Source organism: Pseudomonas sp. DR208 (assembly GCF_019823005.1).
Classification (GTDB): Bacteria; Pseudomonadota; Gammaproteobacteria; order Pseudomonadales; family Pseudomonadaceae; genus Aquipseudomonas; species Aquipseudomonas extremorientalis.
This window is the reverse complement of sequence record NZ_CP081944.1, coordinates 351304-372531: the sequence shown is the minus strand read 5'-3', so window position 1 is coordinate 372531 and position 21228 is coordinate 351304. Positions and strand designations below refer to the sequence as shown.

The window sequence follows — 21228 nt, the reverse complement described above, 5'->3', positions numbered from 1 at the left end:
ATCACGCCTCCTCTTCAATGGGTTTGATGCCGCGATCGGGGCTGACCCAGCGCGCACGCTTGCGATGCTGGTTGAACAGCACCTTGGGGAAACTGACCAGGGTGGTAAACAGGCTCACCAGCCAGAACACCATCGGGTACCACACCGTCCAGAACAGGGTTTTCCACAGGTCTTTTTCGTAGCGGCGGTCGATCATGATGCTCACCGCGAACTGCACCAGGCACACCATCGCCAATACCAGCCCGGTAAACGCCGGCGGTACCAGCGAGTCCACGGTAATGGCCGGTGGCAGCACCATGAATTTGCCGAGTACGTAGAAGATCACCGACAGCAGGAAGGTAAACGCCCAACCGGTGGAGAGGCAGTACTCAAACAACAGCGGCCACAGGTAGCGATGGCGCCATTGCCAGATGCCACGGATGTTCTTGAACAGCACTTCGGCACCGCCCTGGGCCCAACGCAGGCGCTGCTTCCACAGGCCGCCGACGGTTTCCGGCATCAGGATCCAGCACAGGGCGCGAGGCTCGTAGAAGATGCTCCAGTGATCGAGCTGCAGCTTCCAACTGACATCGATGTCCTCGGTGATCATGTCGGTGCTCCAGTAGTCGATGCGGTCCAGCGCCTTTTTACGGAACGCTACCACCACACCCGACACCGTGAAGATCCGGCCGAACACCCGTTGCGTACGCTTGATCAAGCCGATGATCGAAGAGAACTCGCCGACTTGCACTCGACCGATCAGCGTCGAACGCGTGCGGATGCGTGGGTTGCCGGTGACCGCACCCAGGCGCGGGTTGTCGAGCATCGGCGCGACCATGTAGGCGGCAGCGTTTTTGTCGAGCAACGCGTCGCCATCGATGCACACCAGGTATTCACTGCGCGCCGCCACGGCGCCCATGCGCAGGGCCACGGCCTTGCCCTGGTTCTGCGCCAGGTGCAGCACCCTTAGGCGTGGATGCTCCAATGCCAGGGCGTCGAGCACTGCGGCGGTGTTGTCCTTGGAGCCGTCATTGACCGCGATCACTTCAATGTTCGGGTACAACTGGCCCAACGCCGCATGGATGGTGTCGGCCGCGTTATCGCCCTCGTTGTAGCAAGGGATGATGATCGAGATCAGCGGGTTGCCAGCCAGGGTTGGTGCCGGAGTGTCTTCTTTCCATGGCCAATGGCGCTCCCAGTGCAGCCAGAAGTACAGGCCGCCCGCGATCCACAACGCCGACATGAACAGCGGGTAGAAGAACACAAAGTCCATCAGGAACTGCCCGGTGACCAGGAAGATCAGGCCCAGGGGCACACCCAATACCAATGCCAGCACGAATAAAGCCAGGATTCTATCGAACATGGTCAAGGGTTCCATTGGTTGGAAAGGGCCGGACGCACAGTCTTCAGGTCCGGGGAGTTTTCCAGGAAGTTGTCCGGGTAGTAGCCAAAACTCGTGACACCCTGGCGCTTGAGCACACCCATCCACTCAGCCATCTGTTGACTGTCGATATCCGGTGCGGCCTTGGTGCGCCAGTCTTTGGCTTGCAGTTCGAATACGGTGCGCTCCAGCGCGCCAGGGCGTGCCTTGACCGTCGCCACCAGCTTTTCCAGCCAGGCGTTGGAGGTTTTGTATTCCTGGCCTTCCATCAGCGGCATGGCCATGGGCGCGGTCCAGTCGTAGGTCTGGAGGAAGTCATCGAGGTTCTGTGCGAACCAGGCTTCGCTGCCTGGGTTGAGCATCGGCTCGGCGAAGATATTGCGCGCCGTCAGCAACTGCGGCCCTCCGATGGCGCGGACCTTGGCGGTCAGCTCCTTGGTGAAGTCGATCAGGTAGCGGCTCTTGAAGCGCGTCCAGCGTTGCATCACCGCAGGGTCGGCACGCAAGGCCTGAATCGTGCCCGGCAAGCCGGCGGCGACATAGGCCTTGAGCGCGGCAGGGCTGGCATCTTCGAAATCGTTGAACACCGCATCGTCGTGGTACAGCACGCCGTCGATGGCATTGTTGCGTGCCAGGTCTTCGTAGATTTCACCAATGATCTTGCGCACCTGCGGATCAAACGGCGACAGACGCTTGTATTGGTCCGGGTCGAGGCCGACCTGGCCGGTTTTCGGGTCCCAGCGCGTCACCCGTGGCAGCTTGGGGTCGAGGGCAAAGCTGAGCACCGGCATCCACGCGTACACAGCAGCATGAGCCCGGGTGTGCAACTGCCAGGAGACACGGTTGAACAGGTCGGCACGTACCGGCAGATGACGGTTGGGGAAGTACAGTTCATGCACCAGGCCGTCGCCCTTGGGATCGGCGAAGGCTTGCAGGAACACGGTGCCCGCGCCCATGTCCACCACCCGCTGTACAAGCTGGTCGAGGTTGCGTGCCTGTTGGGCCGGGTCCGGGTCGTAGACGTTATCCAGGTCCACGTGCAACACGCGCAGCGGTGCCTTGGCTTGCGCCGCGACAATGCTGTTGGCGAAGTGCTCGCCATCCGGGTCGGACGCCACCAGGAAGCGCGGGCTGTTCATCAAGTCGGCAGAGCTGTCGAGACCATCTTCCAGGGTCAGGGCCATCTGGTAGCCCTGCTCGCCAATGATCGCCAGCGAGGTGCCCTTGGCAGCACCGTAAGGCCATACCCAGACGCGCGGTTTCTTGCCGGTGACGTTCTGGATCTTGTTGGAGATGGCTACGACGTCGGCACGCATGCGCGCATCGAACTGCGCCTGGCTTTCATAGCGGCCCGTCGCCGGATCAAAGCGCAGCGAGGTTGCCGCCGGCTCCAGGTTGCCCTGGGGGTTGGCCAGGATGCCTTTATGGTTGTTGTCGGTATGCGCGGCAATTTCCACCAGGCCCGACTGCGACACTTCGCGAATCTGCTGCCAGGTCAGGAACTCCCCACGCGGCCGTGGCTGGCCGGCGAAGTCCACCGGCTGGTTCATCGGCGTATCGATCCAGTAGCCCACTGGCGCCAGCAGCGCCGGCCAGCGATAGGCGCGCAGCACCGGCATCACCCGGGTGTAGAAACTGGAGTAGCCGTCATCGAAGCTGAGCATGATGGCTTTGGGCGGCAACGCCGGCCCACCGTTGCGCGCCGCCAGGATCTGGTCGACGCTGACCGCCTGGTAGCCGTTCTCGCGCAGCCAGGCCAACTGCTCGATCAAACGTTCGGTGCGCACCGCCACCACTGCCTGATCGGGGTCGCGATCCTCGACATCGTGGTAGGCAATGCCCAGGAAATGGTTTTTCGGCCACGGCGCTTCGTTGGCCGGTGTCGGCCGCTCGGCGGGTGGGGTGAAAGGTGCGGGTTGCTGGGCGCAGGCACTGGCCAGCATTACACCCAGGATCAACAGGCAACGGCTGAAGACGGTCATGGTCAGGCTCTTCTAGAAACGGTAAGTGAGGTCGACGAGCAGACGCAGATCGCGTTCGCGATCACCGTCGTATGGTCGGCTGACCAGGCTCAGGTTGGCGCCGGCTTCCAGTACATCGTTCCAGCGAAAGCGTTGGCCGTAGCCCACCAGACCGATGCCACCGGTGGAATAGTCCCGCTGGCTGTAGGTACCCGCACCGACCTGGAACTGCTGACTCCACTGGGTCTCGTAGCGGTGATAGAGCACGTGGTTGATGTTGAGGACGGGCAACACGGTGAAGTCCGACTTCGGGTTGAAGTAGATCGTGTCTTCCTTGCTGTTGCGGCTGGCGCCGACTTCCAGGCCCAGGTCCACCTGCACTTTCGGCGAGCTGTAGAGGCCTTCGCGGCCACTGAGCAAGGCTTCGAAGCGGTCGTTGCCGTCGCTGAAATGGGAAGGGCTGAGGGTCAGTTTCCATTCACGGCTTTCGTTGGCGCGCCAGCGGATGAAACCGCTGCCGCCGTTGGCCGTGATCCCGTCATTCAATGCGCGCAGTGGCGTGGTGGATAGCAGGTAACCCAGGCTGCCGCCGTATTGCCAGTTGTCGTTGATGTCGCGGGCGATCGACACGGCGGCGCCTTGTTTTGAGCCATCGCCGTAGGAATGGTTGGAGACCTCGGCCTCAATGGTCATGTCGCGTGTGCGCCGCTCTACGCCAACCACCTGCCAACGATGCTGCCCGGTGCCCTCTTCGAACGTGGCGCGGGCATAGCCGGCACCGGCGAACAGGCGCCAGTCTTCGTCGATGGGTGGCGTGTAGAGGCGGCTTTCAATGCCCCAGTCACGGCTGCCCGAGACGGCACCGGCATCGCCGTTGTTACCGCCGCCGAAGCTTTTCCCGGTGTAGGCCTCGACCCGCAGCTCGGCCATGTCATGCACTTCGCGCAGGCGTTGCAGGCGCTGCACCTGGCGGTTGTCCGGGTTGCGGGCGACCACGTCGTCGGTGAGGATGTCGAGTTGACGCCATTCCTGCAGGTCCAGCGCGGTGAAGCCCTGGGACATTTCCAGGCCGATGTCGCGCGGGCTCTGCGCTTCGGTTTCCTTCAGCGAGCTTTCAGCGCGTCTAGGCCAATCGCGGGCGCGGTACATTTCCGCTTGCGCCAGACGCAGGCCGATGCTGCCAGGGGCCTTGCCCACCAACTCCTCCAGGGCCTTTTCGCTGGACGGCAGGTCGGCGCCATAGGTGCCGGCCTGTGCGGACAATTGTTGGGCGTCCATCCACTCATCGTTCGGGTTGCCGATCGGCAGTCCCTTGAGCTCAACCCGGGGTTTCTGGGTGTCGGCCAAGTGCTTGGCGACCGCACGCGCTTCATCCACCTGGTCGTTTTCGAGCAAGGCGTAGAACAGCGCGGTGGTGTCTTCTACACGGTCGCCCACGTCCGCATCGGGAGCATCCAGCGCCTCGCGGTACAACGGCGCGGCCTTTTCCGGCAGACGCTGATCGAGGTAGGACGCGGCCACCCAACGCTTGGCATAGGTGGGCAAGCGCACACCTTCGGCCTGGAGGGTCTCGTATTCGCGGATCACCTCTGCGGTACGTGCCCGTGCCTTGAGCGCGCCCAGGCGGTCGATGCGCCAGATCACCACGTCGTCATGGGCGGTGGCGTCAGGGGTCCAGCGGGCAAGGAGCCTGTCGTAGTCCTGCAGCGCACGGTCGGCGATGACATAGCGTTCTTTCTCGGTACGCGTTGCGAACTCGGCGATGCGCACACGCTCGGCGGCCAGGTCACCTTCGAGGCGACGCTGGGTCACGGGGTCGACAAGCCCCGGACGCTGGGCCGAGAGACGCAACGCCGGCTGCGGCAGACGGGCCTTTTGCAGGGCAACCACGTATTCGCGGGCGACCTCAGGCTTGTCGCCGGCGCGGATAAAGGCCTGGTCGAATTCAAACAGCGCGTCGTAGTGCAAGCCTGCACGGGTCAGCGCGTAGCCCAGCGCCATCCGGCGGTTGGGATCGTCGGGCTTGGCAGCCACCAGTGCGCGTGTGCGTTGCACCGCTGCGTTGGCTTTGCCACCGTCAGCCTCGGTGAGGGCCAGGCCCAATTGCAGGTCAATGTTATTCGGCTCACGCAGCAGCGCCTTGCGATAGACCGCTTCGGCCTGCGCCCACTGCTTCTGGTTACGATACGTGCGCGCAACCGTGGCCAGCGCCTGGGCGGTCAGGTTGCGATTCTGCCCCTGGGCCTCGTAAACCTTCAGCACCTCGGCATCCTGGCCGGCCCAACCGGCGATCACCAGGTGGTCGCTGATCTGGCCTGGCGTCTGGCGCTCGGCTGGCAATTGGCGCAATTGAGTCAGGGCGGGGGTGAAGTTGCCGTTGCGCGCCTGGATGATCAGGGCGTCATAGGCCGGGTCGGCCAAGGCGAAAGTGGGCATCAGCAACTGGCTGCACAAGGTTACCCCGATGAGCAGCCGCAACCGGCCTGAGGCACTGAGTGGGAGTGTTCGCAGCATATCGTGAGCTTCCTTACACACGGAAAGCTGTAACGATAGGTGGTCCTGAGCGGTTTGCATCAGGGTGTCGGCGTCTCGTGACCCGACCTAGCTTTCCTGTAGGAACTATCCCCGACGCGTGGATGGAAAAGGACAAGTCATAACAATTGTTCAGAATTGCACTGCAAATCTGAAATACGAATGGGGGAGCAGGGTTAGCTGCGATAGAGGGTTGCCAGTCGACATAGGTGTCGACGGTTTGACCTTTATCGCAGCTAACCCCGCTCCCCCATTTTTTATTTCAGGGTGATGACGAAATTTTTACTGCGCGCCGCCAACCGCACCGACTTTGGACATCACGAAGCTGATGAATTGCTCGACGGTCATTTTCTGGCCGTTGAAAGTCACTTCATTGTTGGCGTAGTGCAGCTTGGACACCACATCGCTGCCCACCAGGGTTGCCAGTTGCGTACCCACGGCCATGCCGCTGACCATTTCGCTGGCCATCTGGGATTGCTGCTCGATGGCTTTAGGATCGGTCACACCGCCGACCTGCGCTTGCAGGGCCGCCACGTCGGCGATCATCGGCTTGGACAGGGTCAGGTTGGCGTCCAGCAGCGAGACCATCTGCTTGCCCAGTTCAACCGGCGGCAGCTCCATGGAGGTCGGTTTGGCAAAGTCCAGCACCAGGTTGAATTTGCTCTCGCCGTGGGTGGTTTTCAGCGACAGGTTTTCCAGCGCCAGGTGCGGCTTGGCAGCCAGCAACTGGTTGACGTTGGCTTCGGCCAGGGCCTGCTCGGCTTCGGTCAGTTGCAGCTCCGGCACCGGTTGTCCGGCAGCGGCAGCGGCCTGCACCGGCTGCATCTTGTCCTGGTACAGCTTGGTCAGCACCAGGCCCGAAGGCACATCGATGTTCTTCAGGCTCAGGGCCATGGCGGCAGAGCCGACCGGTTTGCCCTGGTAGCCGATCTCGTCGATCTTGTAATCGACGCGGCCGGCCATGTTGTTGTCTTTGACTTCGCTGGAGTCTTTCTGCTCGAAGCCCTTGAGGGTCAGCACGGCTTTCTGCGGGCCGAAGGTGACTTTGGTGTCGCTCAGCTCGATGGTGTTCTGGCCGGTATAGAAGCCGAAGGTGGATTTCTCCAGGTTGCTGGCCACAGTCAGGCCGGCGAACTCAGCGTCGAATGGCGCGCCATTGGCGTCGACAACGGCCAGTTTGAGGCTGTTCACGTAGCCATCCACCTTGACCTTCTTGCCTTCGGCAGTGCTGTCGAAATCCAGGTTGAGGCCGGAGAAGTCCACAGAGGACGTTTTGTCCTTGAACGCCAGGGGCAACAGTTCGAGATTGCCGTTCACCGAACGGCTGTAGCCGATATTGGCCACGCCTTTGAGCGGCGATACATCTTTGGCGGCAGCGAACCACTTCTCGGTGGTGGCGTTCTTTTCCAGTGCATAGTGACTGGTGGCCATGACCGGCAGCCATTTCAACGACACCAGGCGCGAGAACGGCAGCGGGCCGTGTTCGATATGGTCGACAATCAGCAGCTCGGGGTTCGGGTTCTGTTCGCCGAAGACCGAGCCCTGGCCCTTGAGGCGATAGTGCGCGGTACTGCTGAACAGGCCACGGTCCAGGGACACCAGCTCCAGGGAAACGGTGCCGTCGACGCCGGCCATGGAGCGTTGCAGTTCCTTGTTGGCGTCCTGCACGGCCGTTTGCAGCACCGGCTCCAACTGCTTGCCGGTGTACCAGGCACCGCCTGCACTGACGACGCCCACGGCGACAACAAAACCCAAAAGAACGACTGCTGGCTTATTCATGAAGTGACCTGATCAAATCCTGTGAGAAGTGGGCTGTCTTCCTTGAACCCCGAGGGGATTGGCTCAAGCCCGCCGAAAACGGGGGAAGATTAGCACTGGGGGCCGCGAACGGCCCAGCTTTTCAGAGGGATCAGTTCAGCAGTAGTTCAGGAGTACTCCAACTCAATTTCATCCAACTGGTGGTCAAAACTCTTCAGCCGCGCCGTCCAGGTGTACACCAGCACCTCAAACTCGCGGTGTATCACGGCGTTGCCGGGGGTATCGGCCTTGGGGTCGCAGAAGTCCAACTGGTAGCGCTCGCGGGCCATTTGCGTGGCTACGTCGGACAATTCCCGCGCGTTATTCAGCCAGTGCCTACCTTCGGCAACTTGTTTATCGAGCGCCACGCACTGTTTTTTCAGGACTTCGAGGCTTTTTTCCAGGGGGGTGCCGGTGAGGTCGCCCATGACTTCCTGGAAGGTACGCCCCGGCTGCCAATAGCTGCCCCAGAAATAGCGGTCGAACACCGTCTCGACCCGGCGCAACGCGACCTTGGTGTCCCAGATCGCGACACGGGTCTTGCCCTGTTCGAGGAGCTTTCGCTTCACCCGCTGATTTTGGTAGGAGGCCCAGGCCACCACACCGATGGACAGGGTGCCGATCACCAGGCAAGCGCTGTCGAGAAACACCATGGCCTTGTCGAGTTGGTGAGCCAGCATGACGCCGTAGAAATAAGCAGCCGATAACAGCACCAGTGCGAAGAGCACGCACCAGAAAGCGGGAGCATAAGGGTTTTTCATTATTGGAATCCCCATGAGCAAACGCGAGCAGTGTCAGGTGGAGCGTCACGGCGCCCCACCTGACCAAGCATAGCTTTTAGCTCAGGGTTTGCCGGGCTGTGACGCTTGCGTTCGTCCGCTTTCCCAGCCGCCGCCCAGGGCCAGGAACAGATCGATCTGGCTCATGGCAACCTGGGTGTTGGCCGCCGCCAGCTGGGCGCGCACATCGGTATAGGTGCGGGTGGCTTGCAGGTCGGCCAGGAACGACGCGCGACCGGCCTGGAAGAAGCGATGGGTCTGGCCCGCCGCTTCCTTCGCCGACTCGCCGGCCTCATTCAGGGCATCACGGCGTTGCAGTTGCGCGGTGTATTGCGCCAGGCCGGTCTGGGTTTCGCGGATGGCATTGAGCACCACGCCGTCGAAGTGGGCCAGGGCGCCCTGGGTGGCGGCTTCGGCTTCGTGGATGCGTGCGCGGGCGCCGTTGGTCGGCACCGTCCAGCTGATCATCGGGCCGAAGCCCCAGCGGTTGGTGGGCGCCGTGCCCAAGTCGTCCAGTATGCCGACGGTACCCACGGTGGCGCCAATGCTGATGTCCGGGTACAGCGCAGCGGTGGCCACACCGATACGCGCCGTGGCGGCGGCCAGTTGGCGTTCGGCCTGGCGCACATCGGGGCGGCGCTTGAGCAGCGCAGCGCCATCGCCCACCGGCAGCAATTGCGCGATATGCGGCAGCTCGGCGCAAGTGCCGGTGCCGGCCGGCAATTGATCCACCGGCTTGGCCAGCAGCATCGACAGGCGGAACAGTCCGGCCTGGCGCGCTGCTTCGTAGCGCGGCATGTCGGCGCGCAGGGATTTGTATTGGGTCTGCGAACGGGTGACCTGGGTTTCATCGCCCCGTCCGGCATCACGCAGGCGCTGCGTCAGCTTAGTACTCTGGGCTTGCAGATCGAGGGACTCGTTGGCGATGGCCAGCTCTTCATTGGCTGCGCACACCTGGGTGTAGGAACGCACGACATCCGCCACCAGGGTGATGCGGGCGATGTCGGCAGCGGCCTGAGCCGCATCCGCGTTGGCCTGGGCGCTTTCGATACCGCGCTGCAAGGCGCCGAACAAATCGAACTGGTACGAGGTGGTGATCCCCACGCTGCCGATGTTGGCCACCGGGACTTTTTCCGTCAGCAAAAACGCCTCGCCGGATTCCTGCAGACGCTGGGCCTCGGCCTTGGCGCCCGCGCTCCAGCCGCCCGCGGACTCAGCTTCCTGGGTCTGGAACCGCGCGCGCTGCAGGTTGGCGGCGGCCACCCGCAAGTCGGTGTTGGAGGCCATGGCCTGGCGCACCAGTTCATCCAGGCGCGGGTCCTTGTACAGCTTCCACCAGTCGGCCGGCACCGGGGCCGAGACGACGTTGCCACCCTCGCCGGCAATCTGCCCTTGCAGGTCGCTCCGGTTGATGGCGGACTTTTCCGGCAGCGTGTAATCCGGCCCCACCACTTGGCAGGCCGACAGCAGCAACCCCAGCGTAGCGGTGGCCAGCAGCTGCTTCATGGCTTGTCTCCGTCTTTAACCTTGTCGCCGATGATCGAGACGGTGGCCGTGCGCCCGGCGATCATGCGGAAGTCCGCCGGCACATCGTCAAAGGCGATACGCACCGGAATCCGCTGGGCCAGGCGCACCCAGCTGAACGCCGGATTGACGTTGGGCAGCAGATTGGAGCCACTGCTGCGGTCGCGGTCTTCGATACCGGCGACGATGCTTTGCACGTGGCCATGCAGGCGGGCGTTGTCGCCGATCACCCGGATGTCCACGCCCATGCCGACATGGATACCGTCGAGCTTGGTTTCTTCGAAATAGCCGTCGATATGAAACGAATTGCTGTCCACCACCGACAGCACCGGGCGCCCGGCGGTGACGAACTCCTGGGTACGCGGCGCACGGTCGTTGACGTAGCCGTCCACGGGGCTGCGGATCACCGAGCGGTCGAGGTTCAGTTGCGCGGAATCCACCGTCACCTGGGCTTCGGCCAGGGCCGACTGGGCACGGGCCACGCGGGATTGGCTTTCTTCCAGTTGCTCGCTGGGCACCAGGTTGCCCAGGCCTCGGTTACGCTTGTACTCGCGCTGGGCCTGGGCCAGGGTTTCCTGGCGGTCGGCCACGGCGGCCTGGGCTTGGCGCAAGGCCAGCTTGAAGCGGTCCTGATCGACGGCGAAGAGCACCTGGCCCTTGGTCACCAACTGGTTGTCGTGCACGTCCACGCGCTGGATCAGCCCGGACACGTCCGGAGCGATCTGCACGATGTCGGCACGGATGTGGCCGTCACGGGTCCAGGGGGCAAACATGTAGTACATGACCATGCGCCACACCACGACGACCGCGAACGTCACGATCAACAACGTGAGGACTACACGGCCGATGGTCAAAAAAGGTTTTTTCATGTCATCAGGTATCGACTGAGTGAGTCCACCGCGCCCAGCAACAGCGCGTACAGCCCCACATTGAACAATGCCCGGTGCCAGACCAGGCGATAGAAGTGGAGGCGGGTCAACAACCCGTGCACCACCAGGAACAACACATACGTAATGCCCATCAGCACCAGCAGCGTGGGCAGGAACACCCCGCTGATATCCAGATCACCGATCATAAAGGCGCTCCATCAGGCAGCGGCGCTTGCATCTCAGTGCCGCCAATGAACTCCACACCCGGCAGCAACGCCAGGCGCAAACCGGCCAGCGCGTGCAGCAAGTGCAGGCGGGTGTCGTCTTCGTCTTGCAGGCCTTGGCCGTTGAGGGCACGGCGCGTGCGGTCCAGGGTCATCAGCAGACCGCTGGGCGCGGGCAAGCGTTCACCGGCCTTGAGACACGCCTTGAAGTAGCCGCCTACGCCTTCCACCACTTGGTTGAGCAACACCCGTGGCACGCCGAGGATGCGCGGCGAGTAGGCCAGCAAATCGAGCAGGTTCAGCGCCACGCGCAAATCGCGCAGGGCGGTGCCGGTGTCCTGGTTGATCAGGGCCAGGCGCGGCAGGTGTTGCATCAGGCGGTCGAGCATCTGCACGGCCATGTGGCGGTGTTCGGCCAGGGTCGCGGGTTCGGTGAGGCTGACGATGTCGCGCCAGCTGAAACGAGTCAGGCGCTTGGCCGCCAGCTCGGCGCCGAAAGGCCGCGCGATCAGCGTCCACACAAAGGCGAACAGCAGGCCCACCGGCCCGGCCAGGTTGACGTTGGCGAAGTTGAGGAAGTCGGCGTCGTAAGCACCCTGGATGCTGATGAACGACGAGGTGTTCACCAGCGTCAGCAACATGCCCAGGTAGAAACGCGGCTGTACGGTGAGCGTGCCGATGCAGATGAACGGCACCGCGAAGGCCAGCACCAGCATCGGAAAGTCGTGCAGATTGGGCAGCACCAGGAACAGATAGAGACTGGCGAACAACACCGACATGGCGGTCCAGAAAAAGAACCGGTAGATCTGCGGCGCCGGGTCGTCCATCGAGGCAAAAAAGCTGCAGGCGACGGCGGCCAGGATCACCGCGCTGCCGCCGTCGGTCCAGCCGAGCAGGATCCACAATACCGACGCGACAATGATCGCGGTGACGGTGGAAAACGCCGAGTAGAACATCAGCCCACGGTCGAGGAACGGCGTGAGCCGGCCCAGGCGCCAGTGGCGGTAGACGGCGCGCCAGGTGTCCTGGCTTTCGCACTGGATGGCGGCTTGCAGGCTGCGGCAGTCCTGCCACAGGTCGATCCACTCGGCCAGACGATACAGCGCATTGGAGAACAGCAGCGTGTGACGATCGTCGAGCGCTTCGCCGCTCGGTTGCAGGGCGTCGACCTGATCACGCAGGACGCGCCAGCGTTCCATTGGCGCCGCTTCTTGGGTGTCCTCCAGCCACTGGCTGGTCGCTTCCAGCAGCGGCGTGATTTTATCGAGGAACTCGGGCGCGCGATGTTCGATGGCATAGAGCGCGTCGTCGAGGGCGTCCACCACCGGCAGCAGGTGAATCATGCGCCCGCGCAGCTCCTTGGTATTGCGCACCGTCTGCGGCCGTGCGCCTTCGTGAGGCAACTGGCCGATCATCAATTCGAGGGTGTTGAAGGTGGCGACCATGCCGCCGCGCAAGGTGCTGATTTCTTCAGGCGCCACATTGCGCGTGATAAAGCGTTGGCTGTAGACCTGGGCATCGGCAAACCACTTGGCCACCGAGCCATCGAACACCGGCATCAGCCGGCGCGGCCAGAACATCGCACCCACCACCGCCGCTACGGCGATACCGAGGAAGATTTCTTCGGTACGCGCTTCGGCGACATCCCACACCGCCAGCGGGTTATCCACCACCGGCAAGGCGATCAACGGCAAGGTGTAGCCGGCGAGCATCAGCGCGTAGTTGTTCGCCGTGCGCAAATGCATCGACAGGAACAGCAAAGTGCCCGTCCACAGGGCAATCACCACCACCAGCATGTAGGGCGACTGCACGAACATCGGCACGAACAGCACGGCCGCCGCCGCGCCCATGAAAGTGCCGATGGCACGGTACAGCGCCTTGGAACTGGTCGGGCCGACAAACGGGCTGGAAACGATATACACCGTGGCCATCGCCCAGTACGGACGTGGCATTTGCATAAGCATGGCGATGTACAAGGCAATCATCGAGGCCGCGAAGGTACGCACCCCGTAGAACCAATCACGAGCGGGCGGGAAACCGGTAAAAAATCCGTTCAAAGCGACGCTGCCTCGAAGGCACGCAGCACACGCAGCGCGGCTTCCATATCACCTTGGGTCATGTCGGCCAGCACTTCCTTGCGCAGGCGTACCAACTGCACTTCCACCGCCTGTACCAACTCGCGGCCGCGCTCGGTGAGGCTGAGGGACTTGGCGCGACGGTCGTGGATATCTTCGGTACGGCACACGTAACCGTCGGTGCACAGCCGGTCGAGCAAGCGCACCAGCGACGGGCTTTCCATCCCCGAGGCCTGGGCCACTTTGACCTGGTGCACACCGTCGCCCAGGCGACCGATCATCAACAACGGCACGGCGCAGGCTTCGGAGATGCCATAGCTCACCAGCGTGGTCTGGCAGATTTTGCGCCAATTACGGGCGCCCACCACCATGCTGCTGCTGAGGTTCATCTGGAGTTGTTCGAGGGATTGAGGCACTGGATAGTTCGCATACAGTTAGTTTGCTAACTATCAATATGATAGGTGAAGCCAGATGCGTCAAGTTTTGAAACAATTTTGCGGATGGGTGGTGGGTGGTAGCGGTAAGTAAAGCGGGTCTTGGGGGCCGGTGCTGAATTCCCGCCATCAACCCCAGGCCCGTGCGTCAGAAAAGTTCACTAACGCGGAAAAACCTCAGATTTTTTTAACCTTCACCAGATTTTTTCAACTTTTGCCCTTTCTGCTAAGTTTTTTGCACCCCTCGCCCACCCCGCAACATCAGATTCAACTCATCCACCACTTCTGCCCAATCCGCATCTTCCAGAATCTCCTCGCGCAAAAACGCCTTCTGGCTGTCCGTCCAGAAAAACGCATCCGCCAGGTTCAGCTCCGGCTTGAGCGGTGAATGCACCGCCACGAATTTCTCGATACTCACCGGGTCATCGGGCAGCCCGAGCTGTTTGAACAGTGACGGCAAGCTATGTACGGGCGATTGCATGACGGGCTCCTGATAGAAAAGCATTTACCCAGTCTAGCGGCAGCCCTCGGGTTGCGCCGACGGGACGTTGCACAACACGAACAAGCGCGCCCTGGCGCCTCCGCCATCCTGGCGACTGAGTTCGCGCCAGCCTTCGGGCAGCGGGGCGAATTCGTCCGGCGCTTCATTGCTGCTGATCAGCCACACACGGCGGGTTTCGGCGGGCAGTGCCGACAGGCGGTCGAGGTAGATGCGTCCGCCGTCCTGGTCCACCAGGGTGCCGAAACCATAGGCATTCGGCCGGGTTGAGGTGCCATCCGGCTTAGGTGGGGTGTAGAGCTGCAATTGGGCATCGGTCTGGTCGTAATACACATAGCTCAGGTACCACAACATGTCGCTGAGGACGATGCGGTCGTCTTCCTGGTAATTGCGGTTGACGAACTCCACCGGCACATTGAACTGGTCGTGCTCATCCACGGTGAAATTGTTCTTCAATCCCACCAGCTCGACGCCGACGAATAGCACAAACAATGCCGCGCCCAGCAGTGCAAACCGCGACGGCAGACGATCAATGGCCATCGCCAGCAGGATCGGCAAGCCCAGGGCGTACACCGTCAGGTAACGTTCGATAAACACCGGGGAAATAAACGACACGCCGTAGACCAGCAGCAGTGGCAACAGGAAAAAAAGCAACAACAGGCTGGCCGGTCGGTGGCGTTCGCGATCGCGCCAGGCGGTAATGACAACCACCGCCACCAGCAGCAGCGGAAACAGCCAGAACAGCGGCGCCCAGAAGCCGACGCCTTCATCCTGCAGCACGAACTGCCAGATCATCGACGGCAGGGAGAACAGGCTGACGGGATCCTCCCAACCGATGTCGCCCCCCACCTTGAGCTGTTCGACATGCTGCACCAGGTCCAACAGGTTCGGCAGCCACGGCAGGTACAACAGCACAATCGCAGCGTTGGCCGCCCACCAGGCCGGACGCGTGATCAGGCGCTGGCCTCGCGGCGCCGTGCCACACAACACACCCAGGTAAGCCCAGTGCACCAGCACACAGAGCGCGGTGAAGTAGTGGGTGTAGAAACCGGCACTCATCAACACGACATACGCCGCCAGATAACGCGTGCGCTCGGGCTGGCGCACCCAGTACACCAACGCCAGCGTGGCGCCCAGCAGCCACACGCCGAGCAGCGAATACATGCGCACTTCCTGGCTGTAGCGTACCGCCGTCGGCAACAGCGCCAGCAGGATCCCCGCCAGCACCGCCGCCCGGCGGGTGGAGAGTTGCCGGGTCAGCCAGACGCCCAGGCCCACGGCGACCACACCGGGAATGGCGCTCATGCCGCGAATCGACCAGATGCTGTCGCCGAACAGCTCGATCCAGCCGCGCAGCAGGAAAAAATACAGCGGTGGGTGCACGTCGTGTGCGGCGTGGAACCACAGGTCGCCCACGGCGTATTCGCTGAGCAGCAGGCTCGAACCCTCGTCACCCCAGATCGCCGACGCCGTCAGGTGGTAAAACCGCAGGGCCATGGCCAGCGCCAGGATCGGCAACCACCAGAGACCGCTGATCCAGCCGGCACCTTCCCACGTGAGGCGATTGAGTGCCGGTAACGTCCCGACCTTTTCGTTTTGCTCTACCACAGACCGACGCACCTCAATTCCCCTGATTGCCCAAGCGCAAACACCGCCACTCTAGGACAAAAGCCCAGGATCCGCCGCTGGAATCGGACAAATCAGCAATTTGTGCAGGGCTTCTCCGAAGCAACCGCAGGAACAGGCTATTATTGCGCCCCTCCAAGGACTCAGGATCAAGGACACGTCATGCGCATCGGTTTTCTGTCACCCCTGGCACTGGCATTGCTCGCCGGTATTTCCCTACAGGCTCAGGCCAGTTCCGACGACTCGTGCTACCCCGACTGGCGGGTTTCGCGTGACAGCCTCGATTCGTGCAGCAACCTGCCTTTCCTCAGCCCCGGCAACGACAGTCGCGTCAACCTGCGCCTGCTGCTGGCCGATAAAAACGCGGCGCCCCTGGCACCCAATGCCTTGAGCGAAGACGATCTGTCACAGGGCTTTGGCGCGGTGCCCTTCCCGATCTACCGCCTGGCGCCGATTCCGAGCACCAACGAAGAACCGGATAACAAGCCCGACGACTCGCGCACTGCCGAACTGGACGCGCTGCTCCAGCCCCTGGGCATCAAGCGTGACGAGTACAAAACCGCCGGGGAAGAGTTTCTGAGTGGCGAAGGCAGCCGCTGCCGCAGCAACGACGATGACAGCGCCACCGCGTTCATCAGCCAGGTGACCAAGGCCGACATGCCGGCGGCCGAACGCGAGTTGCTGGTGAAGGCGCGCTTGCAGTTGCTGACGACCTGCTCCTGGGAAGGCCAGGTAGTCGACGCCCAGCAGATCCAGTCCGCCGATGGCCAACTGTTGCGCACTTACCTGCAAGCCGCTGCCGACTTCTACAGCGGCCGTTTCGGCGATGCCGAACGGGGGTTTGCCGCCGCCAGCTCCAGCCCTCTGCCTTGGCTGAAGGAAACCGCGCTGTACATGACGGCACGCACGTCCTTGAACCTGGCCCAGGCCGAGGCCTTCGACGAATACGGCATGCCGCAACTCGCGCGTGTGGACAAGTCGGCCTTGAACGACGCCGAACAAGGTTTTCTCGGCTATCTGAAGACTTATCCACAAGGCGTTTACGTGGCCTCCGCCCGAGGCCTGCTGCGCCGGGTTTATTGGCTGGGGGATGACAACAGCAAGCTTGCCGAGGCCTACGCCTGGGCCATGACCCAGGCCACTGACACACAGCGCAATGTGTCGGTGGATGAGCTGGTGGAGGAAGCCGACCTCAAGCTGCTGATGGTCAACAGCGAGACTGTCTCCACACCGATGATCCAGTTTGTCAGTGACTTGATGGTGATGCGCGGCGGCAACCAGCCCGCCCTCTCCCGCGCCGATCTGGAAAAACAAAAAGCCGCGTTCGCCAGTGCGCCGGACTTGTATGACTACCTGCTGGCGGTCAACGCGCTGTACAGCGAGCATCAACCGGACGCCGCCCTGAAGCTGTTGCCGCAAAGCGTGCCGTCGAACCTGAATTACTTCGCCTTCAGCCAACAGACACTGCGCGCACTCGCCCTGGAAGAGAAAAAGGACTGGAAAGGCGCCGAAGCGCTCTGGCTGCAACTGCTGCCCCTGGCGAAATTGCCGCTGCAACGCGATCAGGTGGAACTGGCCCTGGCGATGAACTACGAACGCAGCGGCCAGTTGGCCAAGGTGTTCGCCGCCGACTCGCCGATCAGCGCCAAGCAGGTGCGTTACATCCTGCTGCGCAACGTCGCCGGCCCTGAGTTGCTGCGCCAGCAGATCGCCCAGGCCAGCGACCCGCTGGAACGCCAGACCGCACAATTCGTGCTGCTCTACAAAGACCTGTTGCGCGGCCAGTTCGCCACCTTCGCCGAGGACCTCAAGCAACTGCCGGCCAGCGCCCCGGAAGACAAGCTGGGCACCAGCCTGGGCTACGTCTACAGCGCCAGCCAGACCTTGAAACTGTTCCAGTGGAACGGTGACAAAGCCGAGTCCGGCTACGCCTGCCCGAGCATCGCGCAGATCGCCGCAACCTTGCAGGCCGATGCCAAAAACCCACAGGGCCTCAACTGCCTGGGCGAGTTCATCCTGCGCAACGGCCTGGACGGCATGCCGCTGGAACAGGCACGCGCCGCCGGCAGCCTGGGCAGCACCGCGTCGGACTTCAAGGGTGAAACCTTCTCGCGCCTGGACGGCTACAAGCAAGTGATCGGCAACGCCAAGGCGCCGAAGAACGACAAAGCCTATGCATTGTTCCGCGCCATCAACTGCTACGGGCCATCGGGCTACAACAGCTGCGGCGGCGTCGAGGTGGAGCCGGCCGTGCGCAAGGCGTGGTTCCGCCAGTTGAAAACCGGCTTCGCCGACACCCAGTGGGGCAAGTCCCTGCAGTACTACTGGTGAAGCACCTGTGGCTCGGCTTGCTGTTGCTGGCAAGCCCGGCCTTCGGCGCTGTCGACGCCCGCGACTATGACGCCTTCTGGCTGTGGAGTGGGGTCACCCCACAGCCGGTACTCAAGCAGGCCAAGACCCTGTATATCCTCCAGGGCCAGATCAACTCGACTCGCCGCGCCCCTCAGCTCGGCGTGCAGATGATCGCCCAGGGCATCAGCGTGCCGCGCCTGACCCAGGGCGACATCTGGATCGTCTACCGCGCCCACACCCTGCGCTGGCCCGAGCCGGTCTACCGCCAACTGCTCGGTCAGGTGCAACGCTGGCGCGACGCGGGCAACCCGGTGGTCGGTATCCAGATCGACTTCGATGCGCGCACCCAATACCTGCACGAATATGCCGGGTTCCTGCGCGACCTGCGCCAGCGGTTGCCAGCCGACCTGCGCCTGAGCATCACCGGCCTGATGGACTGGAGCAGCAACGCCGACCCGGCCGCCATCGCCCAACTCAAAGGTGTAGTGGATGAGGTGGTGGTGCAGACGTACCAGGGGCGCCATAGCATCCCGGATTACGCGGCGTACTTGCCACGCATGAATCGGCTGGGGCTGCCGTTCAAGATCGGGTTGATTCAGGGTGGAGAGTGGGAAGCGCCGGGGTATTTGCAGGGGAGCGAGTGGTTTCGGGGGTACGTGGTGTTTTTGCAGAATCCCTAACCTGAGCCGCACCCACCGTTCGCAACGGATACACCGATTCCCATCCTCCGCCCAACGCTTTATACAAGCCAACCATCGCCAGAGAGACGCCGGTGGAGCTTTCGACCCACTGCTCCTGCGTGGCCAACAGTGCGCTTTGCACGGTGAGGACGTTGACGAAATCCACCACGCCTTCCACGTACTGCTGCTGCGCCGTGCGCAGGGCAATCCGGTTCTGGCGCACGGCTTCGGCCAGGCTGTCGCGGCGCAATTGGCTGGCGTTGTAGCGGGTCAACTGGTCGTCGATCTCATGCCAGGCGCGCAGCACGGTTTGCTGGTAGGCGAGCGCCGCTTCCTGTTGCTGGGCTTCGCGCAGGTTCAACATGCCTTGCAGGCGCCCGCCGTTGAACAGCGGCAGGCTGAACTGCGGGCCGAAGGCAAAGGCACGGGAGCTCCAGGAACCGAAGTCCGAGAGTTGCATGGCCTGGGAGCCGAGGCTGCCGGACAAGGTAATGCGCGGGTAGAAGTCGCCCTTGGCCACGCCGATGCTGGCGGTGGCGGCGTGCAGGCGGGCCTCGGCCTGGCGGATGTCCGGGCGGCGTTCGGCCAGTTCCGAAGGCAGGCCGATCGCGACCTGGCGCTGGGTTTGCGGCACGGCAGCGTCCTTGGACAGTTGCGCGTGCAGCGCTTGCGGCGGCGCCCCCATCAACAGGCTGAGGGCGTTGATCAGTTGGTCCTGGCGCTGTTGCAGATCCGGCAGGCGCGCCTCGATGGCGGCGACCTGGGCGGCGGCTTCGGCGACATCCAGGTCGGTGGCCACGCCGTCGGCCAGGCGCAATTGCGACAGCTTGAGGCTGTGACGGGCGACGTCGAGGTTCTGTTCGGTGACGGCGCGGGTGTTCTGCACGCCGCGCAGTTGGATGTAGTCTTGGGCGGTCTCGGCGAGTACCGACAGCAGCACGGCGCGGCGGTCGTCTTCGGCGACTTGCAGGGTGGCGTCGGCGGCTTCGGTTTCGCGTTTTACCCGGCCCCAGAAATCCAGCTCCCAGGCGGCGGAGAAGCCCGCGTCCCACTGGTTGAACGCCGCACGGCCGTTCTCGCCGGACGGGTCGCTCAGGCCTTTGCCGCTGTTGCGTTTGCGCTGGTAAGCTCCCGTCGCATCGACCTCGGGGTAGCGCTCAGCGGTCGTCACCTGGCGTACCGCGCGGTTTTGTTGCAGACGGCTGCTGGCCAGTTTCAGGTCAAGGTTATCGGTGAGCGCACGGCGTGTAAGGGCCGAAAGCTGCTCGTCGCGGAACACATCCCACCAGCGTTCCTGCAAAGGATCACTGACGGCGCGGTTGGCCGCCTGGCGCCCCTGTGGCTCGCTCCATTGCGTCACTTGCGGGCCCTGCGGCGTGTGGAAATCCGGGCCGACCGTGCAGGCACTCAGGCTGATGAGGCTCAAGGTGAGCCAGGCAACTCGCTTCATTGCTGGGCCACCTCACGCTGCTGCGCGACCGGGCGGGTGTCGACGCTGGCTTCCACCGACATGCCGACACGCAGGCGTTCGATGTGGGCCTGGTTGGGTTCGAGGACGATCTTCACCGGGATGCGCTGTACCACTTTGGTGAAGTTGCCGGTGGCGTTATCGGGCTTGACCGAGGCGAAGGTCACCCCGGTTGCAGGCGCGAGGCTTTCAAGATGACCGTTGAGCAACTCGCCGTCCAGGCTGTCGACACGCACCTGCACCGCTTGACCGGCGTGCATGTGGGAAAGCTGGGTTTCCTGGAAGTTGGCCACCACGTAAGCCTCCTCCAGCGGCACGACCGCAAGGATCTTGCTGCCCGGTGTGACATAGGCGCCCACCCGCACCGCCCGCTCGCCGACCATGCCATCCACCGGCGCGACGATGCGCGTATACGACAGTTGATAACTGGCCAGTTCCAGCGCGGCCTGGGCACGCTTGAGCCCCCCTTCGGCGGCATCGCGCTGGGCGGTGAGGATTTCCACTTGCTTGCGCTCGGCCGCCAGCACCGCTGTAGCGTTGGCCAGGCGTGCGGTGGCCTGGTCGATGCGGGTCTTGGCTTGCTGGGCGTTCTGCACGGTGCCGGCACCGACACCGGCGAGGTGGTTGTAGCGGTTCAGTTCGTGTTCGGCAAAGGCCATTTCGGCGCGATCCGCTGCAACGGTGGCCTGGGCCTGGGCGATCACCGAGCTTTGGCGCTCCAGGGTCGCGGTGGCGTTTTTCAGTTGGGCCTGGGCGACCAAGGCGTCGGCATCGGCAGCCTGGGCAGCGGCGCGGAAGTCGCGGTCGTCGATCAGCGCCAGCAGTTGGCCGGCCTTGACGCGCTGGTTGTCTTCCACCAGCACCTCCTTGATGAAGCCGGCCACACGCGGCGCCACCAGGGTGAAGTCAGCGGCGACGAAGGCGTCGTTGGTGGTCTGGCGCTTGCTGCCCAACACGCCCGGCGCGACCAGGTACACCAGCACACCCACGGCAACTATGGCGATGACGGCGACGGCGATTTTATCTTTGCGTTTCATGAACAGTCCTT

Annotated in this window: 16 protein-coding genes; 2 read left to right on the top strand and 14 right to left on the bottom strand. The window is 63.0% G+C overall.

Annotated elements, in window-relative coordinates:
- Position 1: 1 nt before the first annotated feature.
- From pgaC to K5K89_RS01620, 12 genes are all read right to left on the bottom strand, one after another.
- On the bottom strand, positions 2 to 1342 hold the full coding sequence (gene pgaC, locus K5K89_RS01675; protein WP_071489607.1) for a poly-beta-1,6-N-acetyl-D-glucosamine synthase: 1341 nt from the start codon (positions 1340 to 1342) through the stop codon (positions 2 to 4).
- Between the two features lie 2 nt (positions 1343 to 1344).
- A complete protein-coding gene (pgaB, locus tag K5K89_RS01670) occupies positions 1345 to 3342 on the bottom strand; it encodes a poly-beta-1,6-N-acetyl-D-glucosamine N-deacetylase PgaB (protein ID WP_071489606.1) in 1998 nt (665 codons plus the stop codon).
- 12 nt (positions 3343 to 3354) lie between these two features.
- Entirely contained in the window at positions 3355 to 5835 is a 2481-nt protein-coding gene (gene pgaA, locus K5K89_RS01665) for a poly-beta-1,6 N-acetyl-D-glucosamine export porin PgaA (RefSeq protein WP_222540739.1), read from the bottom strand.
- A gap of 300 nt (positions 5836 to 6135) precedes the next feature.
- Positions 6136 to 7632, bottom strand: coding sequence for a YdgA family protein (locus K5K89_RS01660; RefSeq protein ID WP_222540738.1), 1497 nt, complete (start codon positions 7630 to 7632; stop codon positions 6136 to 6138).
- A gap of 146 nt (positions 7633 to 7778) precedes the next feature.
- Positions 7779 to 8411, bottom strand: coding sequence for an NADH:ubiquinone oxidoreductase subunit N (locus K5K89_RS01655; RefSeq protein ID WP_092248747.1), 633 nt, complete (start codon positions 8409 to 8411; stop codon positions 7779 to 7781).
- Positions 8412 to 8492: 81 nt separating this feature from the next.
- Positions 8493 to 9935 carry an efflux transporter outer membrane subunit gene (locus K5K89_RS01650; protein WP_071489603.1) on the bottom strand — a complete coding sequence of 481 codons (1443 nt, stop codon included), beginning with the start codon at positions 9933 to 9935 and terminating at the stop codon, positions 8493 to 8495.
- Positions 9932 to 10822 carry an efflux RND transporter periplasmic adaptor subunit gene (locus K5K89_RS01645; protein ID WP_058425808.1) on the bottom strand — a complete coding sequence of 297 codons (891 nt, stop codon included), beginning with the start codon at positions 10820 to 10822 and terminating at the stop codon, positions 9932 to 9934. The genes K5K89_RS01650 and K5K89_RS01645 overlap by 4 nt, the downstream gene beginning before the upstream one ends.
- On the bottom strand, positions 10819 to 11028 hold the full coding sequence (locus K5K89_RS01640) for a DUF1656 domain-containing protein (protein WP_010214247.1): 210 nt from the start codon (positions 11026 to 11028) through the stop codon (positions 10819 to 10821). The genes K5K89_RS01645 and K5K89_RS01640 overlap by 4 nt, the downstream gene beginning before the upstream one ends.
- Entirely contained in the window at positions 11025 to 13103 is a 2079-nt protein-coding gene (locus K5K89_RS01635; RefSeq protein WP_092248756.1) for an FUSC family protein, read from the bottom strand. The genes K5K89_RS01640 and K5K89_RS01635 overlap by 4 nt, the downstream gene beginning before the upstream one ends.
- The gene (locus K5K89_RS01630) at positions 13100 to 13510 is read right to left on the bottom strand and encodes a MarR family winged helix-turn-helix transcriptional regulator (RefSeq protein WP_058425810.1); all 411 of its coding nucleotides are present in this window, start codon (positions 13508 to 13510) and stop codon (positions 13100 to 13102) included. Before K5K89_RS01630 ends, K5K89_RS01635 begins: the two co-directional genes overlap by 4 nt.
- Positions 13511 to 13781: 271 nt before the next feature.
- Complete coding sequence (locus K5K89_RS01625) at positions 13782 to 14036, bottom strand: DUF2789 domain-containing protein (RefSeq protein ID WP_058425812.1); 255 nt, start codon at positions 14034 to 14036, stop codon at positions 13782 to 13784.
- A gap of 33 nt (positions 14037 to 14069) precedes the next feature.
- On the bottom strand, positions 14070 to 15674 hold the full coding sequence (locus tag K5K89_RS01620; RefSeq protein WP_222540737.1) for a glycosyltransferase family 39 protein: 1605 nt from the start codon (positions 15672 to 15674) through the stop codon (positions 14070 to 14072).
- Positions 15675 to 15842: 168 nt separating this feature from the next.
- Between K5K89_RS01620 and K5K89_RS01615 the strand changes: the two genes are divergently transcribed.
- A complete protein-coding gene (locus K5K89_RS01615; RefSeq protein ID WP_222540736.1) occupies positions 15843 to 18011 on the top strand; it encodes an outer membrane assembly lipoprotein YfiO in 2169 nt (722 codons plus the stop codon).
- Entirely contained in the window at positions 18008 to 18712 is a 705-nt protein-coding gene (locus tag K5K89_RS01610; protein WP_222540735.1) for a DUF3142 domain-containing protein, read from the top strand. The genes K5K89_RS01615 and K5K89_RS01610 overlap by 4 nt, the downstream gene beginning before the upstream one ends.
- Here the strand turns inward: K5K89_RS01610 and K5K89_RS01605 are convergent.
- Complete coding sequence (locus K5K89_RS01605; protein WP_261400872.1) at positions 18612 to 20162, bottom strand: efflux transporter outer membrane subunit; 1551 nt, start codon at positions 20160 to 20162, stop codon at positions 18612 to 18614. The genes K5K89_RS01610 and K5K89_RS01605 overlap by 101 nt on opposite strands.
- Positions 20159 to 21217 (bottom strand): HlyD family secretion protein, encoded by a 1059-nt coding sequence (locus tag K5K89_RS01600; protein ID WP_071489598.1) that lies wholly within the window; start codon positions 21215 to 21217, stop codon positions 20159 to 20161. Before K5K89_RS01600 ends, K5K89_RS01605 begins: the two co-directional genes overlap by 4 nt.
- Positions 21218 to 21228: the final 11 nt, after the last annotated feature.

Coding starts and splice junctions, on each gene's coding strand:
- pgaC (WP_071489607.1), bottom strand. CDS start 1,342: ATGTTCGATAGAATCCTGGCTTTATTCGTGCTGGCATTGGTATTGGGT.
- pgaB (WP_071489606.1), bottom strand. CDS start 3,342: ATGACCGTCTTCAGCCGTTGCCTGTTGATCCTGGGTGTAATGCTGGCC.
- pgaA (WP_222540739.1), bottom strand. CDS start 5,835: ATGCTGCGAACACTCCCACTCAGTGCCTCAGGCCGGTTGCGGCTGCTC.
- K5K89_RS01660 (WP_222540738.1), bottom strand. CDS start 7,632: ATGAATAAGCCAGCAGTCGTTCTTTTGGGTTTTGTTGTCGCCGTGGGC.
- K5K89_RS01655 (WP_092248747.1), bottom strand. CDS start 8,411: ATGAAAAACCCTTATGCTCCCGCTTTCTGGTGCGTGCTCTTCGCACTG.
- K5K89_RS01650 (WP_071489603.1), bottom strand. CDS start 9,935: ATGAAGCAGCTGCTGGCCACCGCTACGCTGGGGTTGCTGCTGTCGGCC.
- K5K89_RS01645 (WP_058425808.1), bottom strand. CDS start 10,822: ATGAAAAAACCTTTTTTGACCATCGGCCGTGTAGTCCTCACGTTGTTG.
- K5K89_RS01640 (WP_010214247.1), bottom strand. CDS start 11,028: ATGATCGGTGATCTGGATATCAGCGGGGTGTTCCTGCCCACGCTGCTG.
- K5K89_RS01630 (WP_058425810.1), bottom strand. CDS start 13,510: ATGAACCTCAGCAGCAGCATGGTGGTGGGCGCCCGTAATTGGCGCAAA.
- K5K89_RS01625 (WP_058425812.1), bottom strand. CDS start 14,036: ATGCAATCGCCCGTACATAGCTTGCCGTCACTGTTCAAACAGCTCGGG.
- K5K89_RS01615 (WP_222540736.1), top strand. CDS start 15,843: ATGCGCATCGGTTTTCTGTCACCCCTGGCACTGGCATTGCTCGCCGGT.
- K5K89_RS01605 (WP_261400872.1), bottom strand. CDS start 20,162: ATGAAGCGAGTTGCCTGGCTCACCTTGAGCCTCATCAGCCTGAGTGCC.
- K5K89_RS01600 (WP_071489598.1), bottom strand. CDS start 21,217: ATGAAACGCAAAGATAAAATCGCCGTCGCCGTCATCGCCATAGTTGCC.